Below are 18,102 nucleotides of genomic sequence, written 5' to 3'. Positions count from 1 at the left end.
GACTTACGCAACTGGCATATTTTTCCTGTAGGGTGTGTGACGCTGTGAAAATATCTGAACGTAAGAATCAGACTTATAGCGTCACGCACCAACCACCAATTGTGACACTTGCGTAAGTCCTGTATTTATTTAATTTTCTAATTTATTAATTACTAAAAATAGTCATATCAATGATGTAGCAAAATGAATACAAATTTAGATAGACAATATTTTGGTTATGCATATTCTCGATCCAAATTAGTGTATATTTGACCATCATTCCATAACGATTGAATATAAGTCCCTAATGCTTTCATAAAACCCAAAACATAAAAGATAAAGCGAGTAAGGATTTTAATTGGTGAAGCACTTTTATGACAGGGAGGACGTCCAAGAACATGACAATCAAATAACCTTGCATAGAGACGAAGTGCTTGACTTATATTCAGATTTTTTAAACCCATCAAAAAATGGTTATGATAAAAAGTTAGTTGATACTTGAGGGAACGCATACTAATATCATGACAACCACCAGTTTCCTCTCCCAAATGTACTAAATGTGCTTCTGGGTCGTACCAAATCTGATATCCGGTTTGTCGCAAACGCAGACAAAAATCTGATTCTTCTCGAACAGCACTACCGCGAAATCTTTCATCAAATTTAAGCCCATGGTCAGTAAATATTTCGCGTCGGAATGACATGTTACAACCCCTTGCTGTTAAAACTTGCTGGGGTTTGATTGTATGTACTAAATCAATGTAATACCAAGCAATACCAGGATCCATTGCTTGAGGGGGTAAATATTCTATTGTTTTATAAGCAGTTTCTTTATCTCCCTGAGTTTTCCCTTCAGCTGAGTCTGCTATTTTCATTCGGTCAAAAACTCTTCCAGCAACTGCTCCGATTTGGGGTTTATCAATATAGTTTTTTGCGTGAGCTGCTAAAAATTCGGATTCCAGTTCGACATCATCATCAATAAATAAAATAATCTCACCTATTGAACGCCTTACCGCATAATTACGAGCTCCAGGTAAACTAGCCCAATTCAAGCGATACCATTTAATTTTATTTAGTGCTGTTTGTTCTTCTAAAAAAGATTGAACTTCTGGCTGATGATTTGGCGTTTGATCTACAACCAAAACTTCAAATTTCGGATAGTCTTGTTTGATAACATCGAGAATACTATTTTTTAACGCTTCCTCACGACCATATGTTGGTATTACTACAGATATAAATGGTAAATTCATATTCTTTTAATTATTGAATTTTAATTACTAAATGCAAATTTATAAACTTAAAATTTTAAGATATTATTTCAATACTTAAATTATTTAACTTATATTTTTGGGGTTTGGGTCTCTTACTTAGAGTTTTTAATTTAGATTTATTGATTTAGAGTCTTAAGAATAAGTTTTAAACTTTACACTCATGAAATTGAATAATTATTTGAAATTTTTCTTCCTTTTCTTCTTCTGATTTTTTTCTGGTTGTACTTGTTCTTCTTTAAGTTTTTCTATTTTGTCTATTTCTGGTAATTTCAACAGAATCCCTGCGAAAAACCAGTAATAAACAGCTACTGGATCAACATCTAGAGGATAGTAGTAAGTGTTGTAACTAATAAATAATATAAACACCCATAAAGCTGCTGCGTAACCACGGAAAATACGGTTTTTTATGGAACGATATGTCCGAAAGCAAATAATTGTCAGGGTTGTTACTAATGCAAGAAATCCTAAAGCCCCAAATACTCCTACTTCGTACATGATTTTAGGATAATAAGTTTCTAGAAGTTTAGTTTTACCTAATACTCTCGCTGAGTTGGTAGCTCTACCTAAACCTATACCTAAGGGAGTTCCATCTCGATCTAAAAAATGTAATACTTCGTGAAACTGATTAGTAATAAACTCGTAAGGTGGTGAAGCTTCCCAACGACCAATAAAACTATCTAAACTAGATTGAATAATTTCGGGATTACTGGCCATAGCACCTCCCAAAATTAACACTAGTCCAACCATTATAGGAATAAATCTTTTAGGGCTGGAAAGTTGACCAGTCAATAATAATAATAAAATAAAACAAGTTGGTACTAATGCTAAAGCTATTCTCTGACCACAAATTACAGCATTAACAAATACCAATGCCAAAGACCCCAAACTAAAAATGCGCCACAGAATAGAAGGGTCACTAAAACCAGTTGCAAAGGTAAAAAATGTACTGGAAATTAAAAACCATCCCCATTGCCAAGGAGCAACAAAAGTACCCGGAAGACGAATCATAAAACCCGGGCTAAAAACTAAAGAACCACCAATAAAACATCGCGCATCAAGAGTTGCTTTGAATAATGCTCCCCCCACTACTCCCCTTGTACCTTGGCATATCCCAACTTCCAACATGACCCGTTGAATTAGTCCCAATATGCAGCAAGTGAGAATTAAAGAAACTTGTAAGCGCGATAAAAATAAAAAATCTCGCTTATTTTTAATCAGATAATATCCACAAGTAATTAAGGGTAAATAACCTAAGAATACTTTTAAACCTAAAATACCCATACCCAAAGGCATTTCTTTAGTCGGGGGTGCAAAAGCTTTGGGTGGAGGAGGACTAATTTGCTGCAAACCATTAACGCATAACAAAGTCAGCAAACACAAACCTAACAAAATAAATAAAGGTGTTTTAATTCCTTGGGGAATCAGAAAAGGCATTCTTTGCTTGCGGGTATTTTGCCAAATTGCAATTACGGCGGGAAGATAAAAACCGTCTTTGGCTAGTTGTAAGACTGGAGAGTTACCCAACAAGTAAACAATAGTTCCCCCAAAAGGTACATAAATTATGAAAGCATACAACGCCGGAAATGGATACTTATAGGAAAGGGTTAGTACTATCACCGCCATCATCCCAGGAAGTGCTAACTTTATTCCAGCCACCAGAAAAAGTATCACCCCTAAAAAAACACCGCCACCAATGGCGGTACTTAGCAGACTAGTTAATTCTTTTCGTGCTTTTGCAGCCTTACGCTTTTGAGCTAACTTTTCTTTAAGACTAAGGGTTGGAGTTTCTGGTTTTTGCTGTTTTTTTACAGATTTTTTTTTCTTTTTGTTTTTTAACATCGGGGTCAGTACTGAGTCCTGTTAGCGTAAGCCTGACCGTAATGGTCAAGTTCTGTAGTTGCTCCTTGCGGCGCTTCTAACAGAGTATTTTGAGTAAAATAAAAATCTTGTTATCTTTTTAACCTATTTTTATCTCAAAGAAAAACCCCGAATTTAAGCTACATCCAAAGAGAAAATACTTACAGCAAAAGGTTAAATTACTACATTTTAAAGTGTTGTAGGTAAATTACTACATTTGAATGCAACTTAACTTTATCCCATTTGTTTATTCTCAGTAATATCAAGTAGAAGGTAACTGATAAATCATACTCAAAATGTCAAGCCCAATGATTTGTATAGGCAAAAGAAATATCAAAAAATTCTCTGACCGCTCTTACATTAATAAGTGTTAGCGAAAATACTTAAGTTAACAGTTTTAGCTAACAGAACTTTATAGTGGCTTAGTACTATTCCCCAAGCTGTTGCTGAACCACTGAAACTAACTCCTGCGTCCAGTGCTGGGTCATTTCCAAATCTTCGGCTTCCACCATCACCCTAATGACTGGTTCAGTCCCTGACGCACGAACTAAAACTCTACCAGCATCTCCCATGGCATTTTCGGCACGAGAAATTGCCTGTTGTAGAGGTTGACATTCTTGCCAATTAGCACGTTTATCCCTATCTTTGACATATACATTTTGCAAAATTTGCGGATATGTCTCAAAGCTGTTATCTACTAAATCGGAAAGTGAAACCTTTACTGAACGAACTAGAGCAGCTATATGCAATGCAGTTAATAAACCATCTCCAGTGATGCCGTAATGTCGACACAGGATATGACCAGATTGTTCGCCACCCAACATTCCTCCAGTCCGTAACATTTCTGCTTGAACGTATTGATCGCCCACTGCAGTACGAATTAATTTTCCACCTTGTTGATTCCAAGCCTTCTCAAAACCCAAGTTTGCCATCACTGTGGAAACTATTAGATTATGAGGTAAATTTTTATTTTGCTGTAAGCTGCACCCCCACAAGTAGAGAATATAATCCCCATTGACCGGACGTCCAAGATTATCAACAGCTAATACACGATCTGCATCTCCATCAAATGCAAATCCAATATCTGCTTGATTATCTAGAACAGCTTGCTGGAGAATTTCTAAGTTAGTAGAACCGCAGTTAACATTGATTTGGTTACCGTCGGCTTTATTGTGCAGACACACAACTTCTGCTCCCATCGATTCAAATGTCGAAGGTGCTAAACCTACAGCTGCACCCCAAGCAACATCTAAAACAATTTTTATCCCTGCAAGATTGACTACATTATGCAGAGGTGTTTTTAATGCTTTTGTATACTCTTTGACTAATTCCGGACGTTGGTAATGACGTCCACAACCAGTTACAGTAGTACTAAAAGTAGAATTTCCAGTACCACGGAGTCCAGCTTCTATTTCGGCCTGCAGGTTTTTAGATAACTTTACTCCGTCATCACCAAAAATTTTAATTCCATTGTCTTCGGGCGGGTTATGACTTGCAGAGATCATCACGCCACCAATAGCAGCAGTTACGCTGGTGAGGTAAGCAACGCAAGGAGTTGGGCATAACCCTAAATACCAAACTTCTATTCCTGCAGCTGCTAGACCTGCACTCAAAGCCATTGCTAGCATATCTCCAGAATTTCGAGAATCCTGTCCAAGAATGACGGGACCTTGCTCCTGGGCATGGGTGCGTAATATAACACCTGTCCAAAAGCCGACTTGCAAAGCTAGGGGAGCACTTAAAATTTCTCCCACTTTGCCACGGATACCATCTGTACCAAACAGAGGTGTTACTGGCAGTATCAACGAGTTAAACACTGAATTATGAGAATTATCAGACTTAACAGCAGAGTTTCCACCAATATCTGAAGTTCGAGTTATAGATGAGACCATAGGTTTTTACGCTCCACACAGTCAAACTGGAGGATATCACTTTAAAGCTCTTCCAACAATTCCCCTGGATCACCTTTTGGTCAGGATTTTTTACAAACTTCATCAGAATTCATCACTAAGATTTATTTTTTATACAAATAAAACAATACACTAAAACAGTACGTATAAACACTAATTTCATATGGCAACCAAAAAATTTTTTTTCACATAACTTAGTATCAAAAGTTTCTATTCAGTCATGGATGTGATGCAAATATATCTTTTAGGCGATAATCTATCACAATGCACTTTTCCAATTGCATATTTTGCTAAAAGTTAATTTTTTTTAGAACTGTTACTAAACTCAGAAAGTAAGTAAAAAATCTCTTCACTACTAATTGTCTCATCAAATTTGCACAAGGATATTTTTTGGGAAAATTTGAAATAACAATTATCTTCTTAAATATTTTTAACAAAAATTCTCATCAAATAGCTCTAATGTAAAAAATTAGTAGGTTTTTTATTTTTTGGTAAATCAAGATTTAGGCAACTAATCAAACTATTAAATCTATAAAGTTGGGAAAATTAGGATGAGTAGCAATTTAGCAAATAAACTACGTGTTGGTACCAAAAAAGCCCACTCAATGGCAGAAAATGTTGGATTTGTCAAATGTTTTTTAAGGGGAGTAGTTGAGAAAAACTCTTATAAAAAACTAGTAGCTAATTTTTACTTCATCTACTCAGCGATGGAAGAGGAGATGGCAAAGCATAAAGATAATCCAATTGTTGCAAAGATAGATTTTCCACAACTACATCGCAAGCATACTTTAGAAACTGACCTTAATTACTACTACGGTTCTAATTGGAGAGAGGAAATTAAACTATCTCCAGCAGGAGAAGCATATGTTCAGCGTATTCGGGAAATATCCGCAACAGAGCCAGAATTGTTAGTTGCTCATTCTTATACTCGCTATTTGGGCGATCTATCCGGCGGACAGATTCTGAAAAATATTGCTGTAACAGCAATGAATCTTTCTGATGGAGAAGGTACAGCTTTTTATGAATTCGAGCATATAACTGACGAAAAAGCTTTTAAGAAGCAGTATCGTCAAACTTTAGATGAGTTACCTGTTGACGAAGAAACTGACGAGCGCATTGTTGATGAAGCAAATGCAGCTTTTGGAATGAATATGAAGATGTTTGAAGAGTTGGAAGGTAATTTAATCAAAGCTATCGGTGTAATGTTATTTAATAGTTTGACTCGAAGACGTTCTCGGGGTAGCACAGAACTAGCTACAGCAGACTAGGCTATCCAAATATGAATATGTGAAATAATTAAATCTTAGGGACAGTAACCTTGAGATTATCTGTAGTCTCATATAGATAAACCCAAGGTTACTGTCCCTAACTTTCATGTTGCAATTTTATTGCTCCAATCCTAAGTCATTGCAAATTTATTAGCAAGATAAAATTAATACTGTTCTATCAAATTTACACTTACTTTTATGTCTTTTACTCAAATCTTTAACATCGCCAATGTTTTTGTTTTACCATTTTGGGTACTAATGATTTTCTTACCAAAATGGGAAATTACACAAAAGGTTATGAAATCTTATATTGCTTTTATACCTTTGGCATTAGCTTATTTATATCTATTCATTATTAGCATTACCCCAGAAAATGCCCAAGCTTTATCGAACCCTCAATTAGTAGATATTGCAAAGTTTTTTGCTGAAGAGAAAGCTGCTGCTACTGGTTGGATTCACTTTTTAGTCATGGATTTATTTGTCGGACGTTATATTTATTTAGAAGGTCGAAAAACTGGAGTTTGGACTGCTCATTCTTTAGCCTTTTGTTTGTTTGCAGGTCCTTTAGGTTTACTTTCTCACATTTTGACTTATTGGACTACACAAAAATTCTTTTCTTCCAGTGACACTAAAGACACAGCAGAAGATGCAGTACTTTAATAATCTATTCCAATTTATTGTCGTAGACGCATGGAAAACCTATCTCAAAAGGAACACACAATGAAATTTTAAGTTGGTTTATTTGGCGTCTACGGCATTGTTAGAATACTAACCGCATTGATTAGGTGAGTACTAAAGTTTTAATTTGTTTCTACATTAGTGCTCTCAATTTGATGATGGTCAAGCTTGTTATTTTCAACTTTATGATTATTTGGTTTTACCTTCTTTTCAGTTTTCTGTTTTTCACTCAAGAAATAGGTTAAAGCAGCAATCACTAAAGCCACACTTATTCCGAAAGGTAATATTTCCGTTCCGGTTTCCCATTTAACAGCTTGTCCTAGGAATACCACACCTAAAATGACAACTACCACACTAGCAAGCTTATTTTTTAGGTCTTCAATATTATTAATGGCTAACCAAGTGGGAACCTTAATACGATTATCAATAAAAAGCTCGTAGAGCCCAACTCCGGTGATATATAAAACAGTTGCTAGGAGAAACAAATCGATGATTTCAATAAATGATAAAATCAAGAACTTTGCTTCCTTACTAGACACTTCATTTGCGGTTATCGCGTGACCGATAGTAGCGAAAGTTTCCCTTGCACCGTATATTAAGAGTGTAATTGCTGCCAATAAAGAACAAACTACAGCGAGCATTATCGATAGACGACTACCAACTAGAACTCGCCCAACCATGGTTCTGAACAACATATATTTATTTCTCCTGTAGACAACCCTTGCAATACGGGAGCATCATAATTTACAACTATTTGTTTACAATTAAAAAACGTGTTTCATCTTAATCGGTTGATTGGGACAAACTGGTGACAAATCTGATATGTAAGTGAAATTTTGTAAATTCTGACATCCTCTAGAAGACTGAGTTTTCTCTGTAAGAGGGTGGATATTTTACTAATGATAAAACATTATTGTTCAAAACCCTTGCTTTAATATAATTCCTGTTGTCAGGAAAGCTTGATTTAGTTGCTGATATCAATTACACATCAAGCTTTGAATATGTTTTATAAGATAATTGTCACTTCACTAAAAAGTTACTCAAACATTTTGATTGACTTATTTAGAAGTTTTTCTAAGCTACTACGATCCTTGTAGATCTATTAATTATTAATTATTCCCATTTCACATGGGTGTTTCACATATTAAATTTATCTATTTGATTTACATATTCATTTTTAATGTTTTTAAATAAAATAATTAGTATTTAGTGAATTATTACTATACCAATCAACTAAATACTAGATATTCGCTTGGGTATCTGAGAATTTAGATTTTAGTTGTCTTTATGTTTTATTTTGTTTCGTGAAAATTTTAAGAAATTTATGAGTAGATATAGGTTCTAATCTTTATAGTTGTACAATACCCAGTAGATTGATGTGCATTATATTTATAGCTGCGATCAAAGTGCCAAAGTTAGTCAGTAGCACTTTGTTCGCAACTAAATCTATTGATTGATTGTATGTTTATTTATTAATCAATCAGATGAGTATGTTACATCACTTTGATATATCTGTCTTCTTATCTTTATTATCTCTAAAGGATAATAAAAATAATTAAATTTCTCGCTGAAACTTTTCTAGAATTTCCATAAGTTCCACCAAGCATTGGGATGGTAGAAAATCAAGTAAGGCAATCTCTTTCTTTCCAGCACCGATTTTAACAGAAATAGTTCCGAGAACTTCTTTAACTTGATTCTCACTTAGTGAATTATCGGTAATTAAAGAATACATTCGTTCGGCAACAATCGTGTGTAGTTTGGCATTTGCAAGATAAAGATGCCATTTTGCGACATCTATATAAACATTTTCGCCAATTTCTGCTGCTAAAGCTTCCAGTAGTTCTGTTGTATTAGCCATTAGAATAACCCCAAATAATAAGGAATAAATCTGTGTTGGTTGATTATGCCTTAACTAATCAGCCAACTTTGCTATCTCAAGTAACAATCACCTGAATATAATGATGATGCTAATAAATTTCCTCATCTGGGGGTAATCTAGGTAGCGTCTGTTGAGTAGTCAGCGATCGCCGAAATGTAAATGAAATGAACTAACAAAATAGCAGCCCAAGCAAGTGTTAACCAAGGTAACCATTCCCAGTTCGCTTTTTGCAAATTATGAAAAAACCACAAACCAGAATTAGTAACGGCGAATATTGCTACATGAACAGCAAAATTCATCCGGTCATCTAGTTTGCGGTAATCTGGATCTTTACGGTCGGGTTTGCGAGGCCAACGAGGAGGCATAAATTTTTACTGTAGACTTGCACTAACTAAGCTATATGCCTTATTTTAGTTTTTTTTGTGTAGTTGTCGTTATCTTCTATGCAAATTTTATGGTCAAAGGTTGATTAACAACAATTTCCGCCACAAGCAAACTCAACTATTTCAAATCTGCAGGTAAAAGCACTCTGTCGATGACATGAATGATGCCATTACTACCTTTTATATCTGCCTTAATTACTTTAGATTTATTTACTTTAATTCCATTACCTTTGACTTTAACCTTGACAGAGCTACCTTCTACCGTATCTACGTCACCAGATTTCAAGTCACCGGACTCAACAGCACCAGAAACAACATGATAAGTAAGAACTTTTTGCAGAGTTTCTTTATTTTCTGGCTTGAGTAATTTATCTAGAGTCTCTTTTGGTAAAGCTGCAAATGCGTCATTTGTAGGTGCAAAAACGGTAAAAGGACCATCGCCAGATAGGATTTTTACCAAATCTGCAGCTTTTATTGCTGTTACTAAAGTTTGAAAATTGGAGTCTGAGGCAGCAATATCAACAATAGTGCTATTTCCATTATTTGCTTGGGATACTAAAGTACCTGAAGTTTTAGTACTTGAAGTTTTGGGAGTGGCGAAAGACTCTGCATAATTTGGAATATTTACCACAACACTAAGGCTAGCGAAAGTTGCAACAGCAAACGCTTTACCCAACAGATGCATAAATGTTTGATTTCTCATTGATGTTTATCCTTTAGGAAAAAATAAGATATCCTGTCTGCAAACTCAAGTTACTGAAACAAATTTGCCCTTGCGGCTTTTTCAAGCCACCAACTGTAATTTTTAAATCGTTACTTATAGCAGCTTTAGCATCGGAAACTAGCACCAAATTCCCCAAAATTGCCAAGAACACAATTAAAAATCGGAACTGTTGCCACATTAATTTCTCCAGGGAGTGGAAAATGATTTTTTGTAAAAAATAGCTTAGGTTTATACTCCACTGTTTACGGAGATACTTACCTAAAAATAGGTAGGTCATATTTAAAATGTACGTATTTTCTTAACAATTTGCAACCTAAACTATTTCAGATAATCTTATGCAATCTATCGAAAAATAAATTATTGAATTAAAGCCCCATAAAGTACTAGGCTTATCAATTCAGCAATCATCTCGTCTTTGGTTTTGTCACCATATTTTTGGACAGTTGGTAGGGGTTCAACGCCACACAAAAAAATACCCGCAATAAAACCTGGGTCTCCTCTTAATTGCGGTTGGTATTGAACAAATAATTTTTCTACAGGTGCGTGAACACAACGACCAATTGCTTGCTCAATTTGAATTGCTTTTTGAGAATTAATCTCTGTTAAATCAGTATGAATAATACGGTTGGCATTCAGGGGGGGTTCCTCCCAAAGCCATGCTGCTAATTTAGCCAAACAGCCTTCTAGGGTTTTGGACTCGGTTGCAATAATTTGCTCGAGAGTTTCTCTTCGCCGTTCTAAATGACGCAGCATAACTTCAACAAATAAATCTTCTTTTCCCCCAGGAAAATGGTAGTAGAGGGAAGCTTGTTTAATGCCAAGCTTTTTGGCAATATCTTTTAGGGTTACAGCCCCATAGCCTTGAGAGGCAAATAAATGCTCAGCTGCATCAAGAACTGCTGCGCGTGATGAACTTATATTCGATTTTTGACTCATTCTGATGAAATTAATTGAGGTGGATAATTTTGTCAAGAACTGCTTTTTTGGGGTGGTTTTGTTAAATTTAATTTTTTTATCAAATTTAATTGACAGGAGATTATGCAAGTCCTCAGATACACCAATTATTAAGCCTCCGGGAGTCAAAAATCTTGAATAAACCTTTATGACTTTCCTTCTAAATCAATACGAATACGGTTATCCGCACTATGTGTTTGGACGCAGCTTGGAAGACGCGCCGTAGGGCGAACCGCTGTTCATCCGTCAGGATGCGGTCAAACACCGTAGGTGCGTGCTAACAGATAAGCCTAAATTCTTCGTAGAGATGCGACAGAGGCTAACGCCGACGCCACAGGCTCTGTCACGTCTTTACAGTGTTATTTGTTTAAAAAAGTCTTAACTGAACTGCATTGTTTTTAAATATGTAAGCACTTATGCAAAACAATTTATATACTCTATTTGTAAAATAAATTGAAAAAGTCTTGAATCCTTTGCGGTTGCGTCATTCTGCTATGCTCCATATGCCCTTTGCGCACGCCCTTAAGCTCCGCTACCTACGGATCCGGAACTGCTACCTTACGGATCCGCTAATGCAATGACAAATGTGTATTGAATTATGCGCAAGTACTTAATCCTTGATCTATCAATCGCATTCGCGCCAATAGTCACCTGATTTTCCCCCAGTCTTGCTTACCAAATGAATAGATCCAATTTGAATTGATTTTTCTAAAGCCTTTGCCATATCGTAGAGAGTCAGAGCGGCTACAGAAACAGCGGTTAACGCTTCCATCTCGACTCCTGTTTCAGCTTTAGTCTTGACTGTGGCTTGAATTTCGTAACCGGGTAGTTGTGGTTGGGGATTAATTTTAACTTCGACCTTTTGTAACGGTAAAGGATGACATAAAGGAATAAGGTTGGCAGTTTGTTTTGCAGCCATAATCCCTGCCAACCTAGCAGTACCTAAAACATCTCCCTTAGCAGTATCTCCAGCTTGAATAGCACCAAAAGTTTCCATTTGCATTTTGACTTTACCTACTGCTATCGCTTGGCGAACTGTGGGGATTTTACTGGAGACATCCACCATTTGAGATTGTCCCAAATGATCTAAATGACTTAAAGCTGGAGAATTATCAAAAAAATTTTCTTGCGTCATGGCATGTAGATGTGATACTCTTATATCCGGTAAGGCAAGGACGTGTAGCTCAGTGGACTAGAGCACGTGGCTACGGACCACGGTGTCGGGGGTTCGAATCCCTCCTCGTCCGTTTATAAGATGTAACACATGTACTGAGTTAAAGCTTCCCTATTAGGACATACTCCTTTAAGGGAAGGTTAACATGGATAAAATCTTATACTATGTACGACGTGAAGAAGATTATAGAGACTTGCAGTATTCATATTGCTGATACAAGTCTCAGAAAGTATCCCAGGTATTTTAATTGTTTGAAAAATCTTGTTTGTAAATACAACCTTGATGAAAACAAACAATAAGAAACTTTCCTAAGATTGGGAATGTTTTGTAGTGAAGTTTCTATTTATTTGATTTAGGGCGTAACAATCTTGTCCGCGACCAAAAGCAAAGCGTAATGAATGGGAAATATCTTTGCTCGATTGCGTAATGAATATCAGAAAAGCAAGACAACTTAAAGCTGCACTAAAAGCAAAAATATTACGGTAGCCGATTTCCTCAGCTACAGTACCTAAAACTGGACCTGCGATCGCAATCCCCAAGTCAAAACCAGTTAAACAAAAGCCAAACATTCGTCCCCGTTCTTCTGGTAAGGCGCGATCAGCGACGATCGCCGATATCATTGGAATTAACATTCCTAAGCCAGCACCTTCAATGGCTCCAGAAATTAGAAAACTTTGGGAACTATTAGCAGACCAGATATTAACCAGTGCAATAACGTATAATACCAGGCTAATACTTACAAACAAACCGCGACCGTAACGGTCTGCAGCCCTACCAACAAGTAATCTGACGCTAAAACCAGCGATGGCAGAAGCAGTATAAAATAAACCGGGATTTAATCCTACACCGGTAGATTTAATAAACAAGGGAACAAAAGTTCTCATACTGCCAAAATTAAGACCGACGAGTAACAATATTATTGCCGGAATTCGAACTTTAGGGCTAGCAAACAAATGCCAGAATTTACTTCTATTATTTTTTTGTACGGATGAATTAATTGGGGGGTTGGTAATTTGTGTAGTGCATAAGATACTGAAAAACCCTAACCCAGAAGCAAAAAGAAATAGCTGTGGATAACCTGCGGTTTCAACCAAATAACTTCCAACCGCCGGACCAATCGCTACACCTAAAGAACTAACCAAGCTCATGTAACCAATGATTTCACCGCGATTCTCTTCCGGTGCTAAATCAGCGACTAGTGCTGTGTAGGCAGTACTAAAAGCAGCAATACTTATACCATGAAAAGCACGAATAGCAATTAAGCCATAAATCGAGTTTGTTCCTATGTACAATAAAGGGGCAATTGTTACTACTAATGTCCCAATAATTAAAACTATTTTTCGTCCTCTTCGGTCGGAAAATCTACCCAACCGAGTACGAAATGACAACAAACCTATAGCAAAGCTACCCATTACAATCCCAACCTCTTGCTTTGTTCCCCCAATATGGTCAACGTAAAGGGGTAGAGTGGGCAGAAATGAAGCCATGCTACACCAAAATAATAAACCTGCTGCAAATAAAATCAACAGGTTAGATCGTAATTTTTTATCGAGTGTGAGGAGTAGTTTCACGGTAGATGCAAATCGGTAATGATTCAGTTATCAGTTTATGGCTGACGCCACGCCCTTACGGGCTTACAGTTAACAGTTAACAGTTATTAGCTACAAGTTAAATGGTTTTCCCATTTGTCCTGTTTCTTGTTTGCTTTATGACTAATTCCAGATTGAACTAATACTGTTTGCTGTTGCCCAATGACTGACAATTTATAATTGTTCTTTGATAACTGTATTCATTATATCTTTACATTACTTAATATCTCGACCAACGACTTCTCTAACTCGATAGATTGTACGTCCCTGAGATTCGTGATAAGTACGCATGAGCAATTCTGCAAGCAATCCGAAGCAAAATAACTGTACCCCTGTAACCAAAAGCAAAACTACTAAAATCAACAGGGGACGATTGCCGATATCTTCACCCAAAATGAACTTAACCCAAGTTAAATAAATTCCCAGCGTTCCGCCAAAACTTATAGAAATTAAACCTAACAGTCCGAATACATGCATGGGACGAGTCAGGAATTTTTTCATAAAAGCAATGGTTAATAAATCCATTAACACCCGAAAAGTCCGCCATATTCCATATTTACTACTACCAAAACGGCGAGCATGGTGACGTACGGGTATTTCGGTAATTCTTGCTCCTTCTATATAAGCTAGGGCTGGGAGAAATCGGTGCAGTTCTCCATAAAGGTTCATGTCGGCTACTAGTTCGCCCCGATAAGCCTTGAGAGAACAGCCATAGTCATTTAATTTAACTCCTGTGATCCTTCCAATTAACCAGTTGGCAATTTTAGAGGGAAGTAATCTGGTCAGAGCTGCATCTTGGCGTTTTTTGCGCCATCCACTTACTAAATCAAAACCTTCTTCTAATTTATCTAGCAGCATAGGAATGTCTGCCGGGTCATTTTGCAAATCGCCATCTAAAGTAACGATCGCCTTACCTCGTGCGTGGTGAAATCCTGCTGACATTGCAGCAGTTTGACCATAGTTACGACGCAGTATTACTGCTTGTAGGTCGGTGCGAGCTTCAGCTTGTTCCTTTAACAACTTAGCCGAACCATCCTTTGAACCATCGTCTACGCAGATAATCTCATAACTCAAATCAGTATTACTTAAAGTTGAAGCGATCGCCTCAATCAAATGGGGTAAACTTTCAACTTCGTTATATACAGGGACAACTATAGAAACTGCCAAAACAGGCGAAATTTCTTCCTCATTACTAACTAACCCGTTTTTTACTAACAATCTATTGCTCATATTTTTGGGTATGATGAATCTCCTGGATGTTTTTATTCACCTGCTGAATTATCAGGCTAAAAATTAATTAGGCTGATAATTGGGTTGATAATTTTTAACTATTCTGCCAGCGCCGCGTAACAGCTTGTAATATGACCGACTAACTTCATCTCCCTGTTCCGAGAGAATATCAATTCCAATGCCATTTCGACCAATATCTGTTCCAGATGAGTGAATATAGTGATTGTCTCCTAAATAGAGTCCCACATGAGTGGCTTTTTGGGGAGTCCCAAAAAACACGAAATCACCCGGTTGTAAATTTTCTACAGGTATTGGTTCCAAGAAACCTTCCTGCTGATAAGCATCTCTGGGTATACGAATTCCCACTGAAGCAAATGCAGCTTGCATTAATCCGGAACAATCAAAATTAGGTCCTACCGTTCCTCCCCACAAATAATAATTTGACTTTTCCATGGCTTTGTGGGTAAAAGCTATAGCATCTGGCAATAACTGTTCTATTTGTTCTGGAGTAAAAAATTTAGCTTGATAAGTTTGGGTAGTAGAATTAAGGAATTCCAAATCAGAAATTAATATCCAACCAGGATAATCATCTTCACACAAGCGCACCCGCACAGACTTTTCCTTTAAGCTTTCTACAATTACTCGTAAATATCTACCCTTTGCAGCTTGAGTTGCCAAAGTCGTACATTGTGGAGAATCATATAAATCTAAGTCCTTCAGACATTCATATTCAATATTTGCTTGTAATTGTGCAGCAGACACCATAATAATCTTTAACCTCTCACACAAAAACTAATTGCGATCGCTATCTTCATTGAGTATGATTTTTTTTAACCAAGACGAGCAGCTTGAAAATCTCAGTAATGGCATTTTAGAGTCAACCTGGGCGAAGTTTCCTAGGTTAGCACGTAACGAAATTGCTTTAACTTGGATAGTTTACGACCCGCCCGTACCTGTGAATACTGGTGGAGCCCTTACTCCCAAAGCTTTCTGGAATCATCCCGTACGTGGTTTTACTTATCGTGGAAGTGAGCGAATTTATCCAGCAAGTGTAGTCAAACTATTTTATTTAGTAGCAATACATGAGTGGTTAGAAAAAGGTATGGTCCAATCGAGCCCAGAATTGGAAAGGGCGATTAAGGACATGATTATTGAGTCTAGTAATGATGCTACTAGTTTAGTTCTAGACATATTAACTGGAACTACCAGTGGACCAGACCTACCTCCAGGACCATTCGAAACTTGGAAGCAGCAGCGTCATATTGTTAACCGTTATTTTAAATCTTTGGGATGGGAGGAACTGGAAAATATTAATGTTTGCCAAAAAACTTGGGGTGACGGACCCTACGGAAGGGAGCGAGCATTTTATGGCGAATTGCTAGAAAATCGTAACATGCTGACAACTAATGCGATCGCACGACTGTTGCACGGAATTATGGGAGGGGTCACAGTTTCTAGCACCCGATCGCAAGAAATGATGGCATTAATGAAGCGTTCTCTCAATCCCGAAGAATTACCTGTAGATCTAGAAGAAGATCAGGTAACAGGCTTTTTGGGTGGTGCTCTACCATCTGAAGCACAAATATGGTCTAAAGCAGGTTGGACTTCCAAAAACCGTCATGATGCTGCATATATTGAGATCCCCGACAGTCGTCCCTACCAACTCGTAGTATTTACTGAAGGCAAAGAAAATGCCAAAAACCGAGAAATACTACCATTTGTTTCCCAACAATTTGCAAAAGCAATTATTGATATGTAGTAAATAGCAATTAGCCTCTGGTCATTTGTCATTATTATCTGTATACGTAGTTTTAAACAATGACGAGTGACCAGTAAACAACAATAATCAAAATAAGATTTTATCGCTATATATAAAGTTAAAAGAATATATTTCAAAAATATTTTTATTGCCAAACTAAGAAGATTAATAGGGAACACAAGTTAAAGTCGAGAATGTTTCGACTACATATAATTAAGTGGCTTTCACATTTTGGATTAGCGGTGCATAATTTAGTTAATTCCTCAGGATGTATATGGAAATATGTTTATTCTCTAAACAATTCAAGTCGTACAAAAATACTGCAAATTATTCGTATGAAATTATTTCAGTGTATAATAACACACATGTTTGCGATTAATTTTATGAGCAGTATATGTAACAACTGCTTGATAAAATATCTATTACTTTCCAAGCATAATTGTTGTTTTGTTATTCTTCCCATACAAATTTAACTTTTGTTTTAAAACCAATAGGAAAAATGGAATATCATCTACAAGATATCTTTTCCACAATCTTTGTGGTTCGCGACTTAATCTAAATAACCATTCCAATCCAACTTGACCCATCCACTTGGGACAACGCTTTATCCTACCAGCTTCAAAATCAATAGTTGCTCCTAAACCCATAAATATTTTGATATTCGATAACGATTCCTTGTAATTTAAAATCCATTTTTCTTGTTTGGGAGAACCTAAACCCACAGCTACAACTGTTGCATCAGAATTCTTGATGATATTTACTATATGTTCGCATTCTGCCGGATCTTTTTCGAATCCAAATGGAGGAGAATAGGAGCCAACGATGATATTGCGACCAATTTTTCGGTTGATATTTTTCTGTGCTTGACTTGCTACACCCTTTCCAGCACCCAAAAGAAATATCCTAATATCTTGATTGTTCCAATGATAATTATAAAAAGCAGGAAAGAAATCAGCACCCGAAATTCTTTCTTCCAAAGGAGTACCGAGAAATTTCGATGCATATACGATAACTTGGCTATCACAAATTTTATAGTCACTCATATCATATGCTCTTTGAAATTCTAAGTCTGTCTGTAATTTCATTAAATGGTCAACATTAGGGGTAAATAACACACCAGATTTGAACTCCTGCAAAAATTCATTTTGTGAAAAGTTATCAATTTCTAAGTTAAGAATTTGAATTTTCCTCATATCACTTTTTGAGCTATAAATTATTAGTTGTGGGATGTTAATTAATGCAAGTTTGGGTACGATCTGATCTGAAATCTCATGAAAAATATTCAAATTGGTTTGACTCGCTACTCATATGACTTATTTGATTAGTCTTTCATAAAAATTCACAACTATTAAAGGTAACTATGTATGATCCTTAAAGCTTAAAACCTCAACACTAGTAAGTTTATTATCTAAATTTTTATTCTCAATTTTTAGAAATACTAAATATAGAT

17 protein-coding genes and 1 tRNA gene are annotated in these 18,102 nt (G+C 36.4%); 4 read left to right on the top strand and 14 right to left on the bottom strand.

Features of this window, described 5'->3' with window-relative positions:
* Positions 1 to 215 precede the first annotated feature (215 nt).
* From hpsN to glmM, 3 genes are all read right to left on the bottom strand, one after another.
* Positions 216 to 1,226, bottom strand: a complete 1,011-nt coding sequence (gene hpsN, locus QNJ50_RS23875) for a hormogonium polysaccharide biosynthesis glycosyltransferase HpsN (RefSeq protein WP_300640560.1) — start codon at positions 1,224 to 1,226, stop codon at positions 216 to 218.
* 195 nt (positions 1,227 to 1,421) lie between these two features.
* Positions 1,422 to 3,086 carry a hormogonium polysaccharide biosynthesis protein HpsL gene (gene hpsL / locus QNJ50_RS23870; RefSeq protein ID WP_300640558.1) on the bottom strand — a complete coding sequence of 555 codons (1,665 nt, stop codon included), beginning with the start codon at positions 3,084 to 3,086 and terminating at the stop codon, positions 1,422 to 1,424.
* A 446-nt stretch (positions 3,087 to 3,532) separates the two neighbouring features.
* Complete coding sequence (glmM, locus tag QNJ50_RS23865; protein ID WP_300640555.1) at positions 3,533 to 4,996, bottom strand: phosphoglucosamine mutase; 1,464 nt, start codon at positions 4,994 to 4,996, stop codon at positions 3,533 to 3,535.
* Positions 4,997 to 5,565: 569 nt separating this feature from the next.
* Between glmM and QNJ50_RS23860 the strand changes: the two genes are divergently transcribed.
* Positions 5,566 to 6,282, top strand: coding sequence for a heme oxygenase (biliverdin-producing) (locus tag QNJ50_RS23860; RefSeq protein WP_300640552.1), 717 nt, complete (start codon positions 5,566 to 5,568; stop codon positions 6,280 to 6,282).
* 198 nt (positions 6,283 to 6,480) lie between these two features.
* Positions 6,481 to 6,942 carry an ABA4-like family protein gene (locus QNJ50_RS23855; RefSeq protein WP_300640549.1) on the top strand — a complete coding sequence of 154 codons (462 nt, stop codon included), beginning with the start codon at positions 6,481 to 6,483 and terminating at the stop codon, positions 6,940 to 6,942.
* 140 nt (positions 6,943 to 7,082) lie between these two features.
* On the opposite strand, the gene QNJ50_RS23850 is transcribed toward QNJ50_RS23855, so the two are convergent.
* The 7 genes from QNJ50_RS23850 to moaC form a co-directional block, all read right to left on the bottom strand.
* Positions 7,083 to 7,655: a YqhA family protein gene (locus QNJ50_RS23850; protein WP_300640546.1), complete on the bottom strand. Its 573-nt coding sequence runs from the start codon at positions 7,653 to 7,655 to the stop codon at positions 7,083 to 7,085.
* 860 nt (positions 7,656 to 8,515) lie between these two features.
* Positions 8,516 to 8,824 carry a DUF3181 family protein gene (locus QNJ50_RS23845; protein WP_300640562.1) on the bottom strand — a complete coding sequence of 103 codons (309 nt, stop codon included), beginning with the start codon at positions 8,822 to 8,824 and terminating at the stop codon, positions 8,516 to 8,518.
* Between the two features lie 131 nt (positions 8,825 to 8,955).
* The gene (locus tag QNJ50_RS23840) at positions 8,956 to 9,204 is read right to left on the bottom strand and encodes a 2TM domain-containing protein (RefSeq protein WP_027842230.1); all 249 of its coding nucleotides are present in this window, start codon (positions 9,202 to 9,204) and stop codon (positions 8,956 to 8,958) included.
* A 136-nt stretch (positions 9,205 to 9,340) separates the two neighbouring features.
* On the bottom strand, positions 9,341 to 9,925 hold the full coding sequence (locus QNJ50_RS23835; RefSeq protein ID WP_300640541.1) for a fasciclin domain-containing protein: 585 nt from the start codon (positions 9,923 to 9,925) through the stop codon (positions 9,341 to 9,343).
* A 13-nt stretch (positions 9,926 to 9,938) separates the two neighbouring features.
* Positions 9,939 to 10,223 (bottom strand): hypothetical protein, encoded by a 285-nt coding sequence (locus tag QNJ50_RS23830; protein ID WP_300640538.1) that lies wholly within the window; start codon positions 10,221 to 10,223, stop codon positions 9,939 to 9,941.
* Positions 10,224 to 10,303: 80 nt separating this feature from the next.
* Positions 10,304 to 10,882: a TetR/AcrR family transcriptional regulator gene (locus tag QNJ50_RS23825; RefSeq protein WP_300640535.1), complete on the bottom strand. Its 579-nt coding sequence runs from the start codon at positions 10,880 to 10,882 to the stop codon at positions 10,304 to 10,306.
* 643 nt (positions 10,883 to 11,525) lie between these two features.
* On the bottom strand, positions 11,526 to 12,035 hold the full coding sequence (gene moaC, locus QNJ50_RS23820; RefSeq protein WP_300640532.1) for a cyclic pyranopterin monophosphate synthase MoaC: 510 nt from the start codon (positions 12,033 to 12,035) through the stop codon (positions 11,526 to 11,528).
* Positions 12,036 to 12,073: 38 nt separating this feature from the next.
* On the opposite strand from moaC, the gene QNJ50_RS23815 reads away from it, so the two are divergent.
* Positions 12,074 to 12,147, top strand: a tRNA-Arg gene (locus QNJ50_RS23815).
* A gap of 235 nt (positions 12,148 to 12,382) precedes the next feature.
* Here the strand turns inward: QNJ50_RS23815 and QNJ50_RS23810 are convergent.
* From QNJ50_RS23810 to QNJ50_RS23800, 3 genes are all read right to left on the bottom strand, one after another.
* Positions 12,383 to 13,645, bottom strand: a complete 1,263-nt coding sequence (locus tag QNJ50_RS23810; RefSeq protein ID WP_300640529.1) for an MFS transporter — start codon at positions 13,643 to 13,645, stop codon at positions 12,383 to 12,385.
* 234 nt (positions 13,646 to 13,879) lie between these two features.
* Entirely contained in the window at positions 13,880 to 14,893 is a 1,014-nt protein-coding gene (locus tag QNJ50_RS23805; RefSeq protein WP_300640526.1) for a glycosyltransferase family 2 protein, read from the bottom strand.
* A 63-nt stretch (positions 14,894 to 14,956) separates the two neighbouring features.
* Positions 14,957 to 15,658, bottom strand: a complete 702-nt coding sequence (locus tag QNJ50_RS23800; RefSeq protein ID WP_300640523.1) for a C40 family peptidase — start codon at positions 15,656 to 15,658, stop codon at positions 14,957 to 14,959.
* Between the two features lie 55 nt (positions 15,659 to 15,713).
* On the opposite strand from QNJ50_RS23800, the gene QNJ50_RS23795 reads away from it, so the two are divergent.
* Positions 15,714 to 16,652: a serine hydrolase gene (locus QNJ50_RS23795; RefSeq protein ID WP_300640520.1), complete on the top strand. Its 939-nt coding sequence runs from the start codon at positions 15,714 to 15,716 to the stop codon at positions 16,650 to 16,652.
* A 422-nt stretch (positions 16,653 to 17,074) separates the two neighbouring features.
* Here the strand turns inward: QNJ50_RS23795 and QNJ50_RS23790 are convergent, their stop codons facing one another.
* Positions 17,075 to 17,845 (bottom strand): WecB/TagA/CpsF family glycosyltransferase, encoded by a 771-nt coding sequence (locus tag QNJ50_RS23790; protein ID WP_300640517.1) that lies wholly within the window; start codon positions 17,843 to 17,845, stop codon positions 17,075 to 17,077.
* Positions 17,846 to 18,102: the final 257 nt, after the last annotated feature.

Source organism: Mastigocoleus sp. MO_188.B34, assembly GCF_030065675.1.
Lineage (GTDB): Bacteria > Cyanobacteriota > Cyanobacteriia > Cyanobacteriales > Nostocaceae > Mastigocoleus.
This window is presented reverse-complemented; position numbering and strand designations above follow the sequence as displayed.

Excerpts from the sequence above, each read along its gene's own strand:
- hpsN (WP_300640560.1), bottom strand. The coding sequence starts at position 1,226 with ATGAATTTACCATTTATATCTGTAGTAATACCAACATATGGTCGTGAG.
- hpsL (WP_300640558.1), bottom strand. The coding sequence starts at position 3,086 with ATGTTAAAAAACAAAAAGAAAAAAAAATCTGTAAAAAAACAGCAAAAA.
- glmM (WP_300640555.1), bottom strand. The coding sequence starts at position 4,996 with ATGGTCTCATCTATAACTCGAACTTCAGATATTGGTGGAAACTCTGCT.
- QNJ50_RS23860 (WP_300640552.1), top strand. The coding sequence starts at position 5,566 with ATGAGTAGCAATTTAGCAAATAAACTACGTGTTGGTACCAAAAAAGCC.
- QNJ50_RS23855 (WP_300640549.1), top strand. The coding sequence starts at position 6,481 with ATGTCTTTTACTCAAATCTTTAACATCGCCAATGTTTTTGTTTTACCA.
- QNJ50_RS23850 (WP_300640546.1), bottom strand. The coding sequence starts at position 7,655 with ATGTTGTTCAGAACCATGGTTGGGCGAGTTCTAGTTGGTAGTCGTCTA.
- QNJ50_RS23840 (WP_027842230.1), bottom strand. The coding sequence starts at position 9,204 with ATGCCTCCTCGTTGGCCTCGCAAACCCGACCGTAAAGATCCAGATTAC.
- QNJ50_RS23835 (WP_300640541.1), bottom strand. The coding sequence starts at position 9,925 with ATGAGAAATCAAACATTTATGCATCTGTTGGGTAAAGCGTTTGCTGTT.
- QNJ50_RS23830 (WP_300640538.1), bottom strand. The coding sequence starts at position 10,223 with ATGACCTACCTATTTTTAGGTAAGTATCTCCGTAAACAGTGGAGTATA.
- QNJ50_RS23825 (WP_300640535.1), bottom strand. The coding sequence starts at position 10,882 with ATGAGTCAAAAATCGAATATAAGTTCATCACGCGCAGCAGTTCTTGAT.
- moaC (WP_300640532.1), bottom strand. The coding sequence starts at position 12,035 with ATGACGCAAGAAAATTTTTTTGATAATTCTCCAGCTTTAAGTCATTTA.
- QNJ50_RS23805 (WP_300640526.1), bottom strand. The coding sequence starts at position 14,893 with ATGAGCAATAGATTGTTAGTAAAAAACGGGTTAGTTAGTAATGAGGAA.
- QNJ50_RS23800 (WP_300640523.1), bottom strand. The coding sequence starts at position 15,658 with ATGGTGTCTGCTGCACAATTACAAGCAAATATTGAATATGAATGTCTG.
- QNJ50_RS23795 (WP_300640520.1), top strand. The coding sequence starts at position 15,714 with ATGATTTTTTTTAACCAAGACGAGCAGCTTGAAAATCTCAGTAATGGC.
- QNJ50_RS23790 (WP_300640517.1), bottom strand. The coding sequence starts at position 17,845 with ATGAGGAAAATTCAAATTCTTAACTTAGAAATTGATAACTTTTCACAA.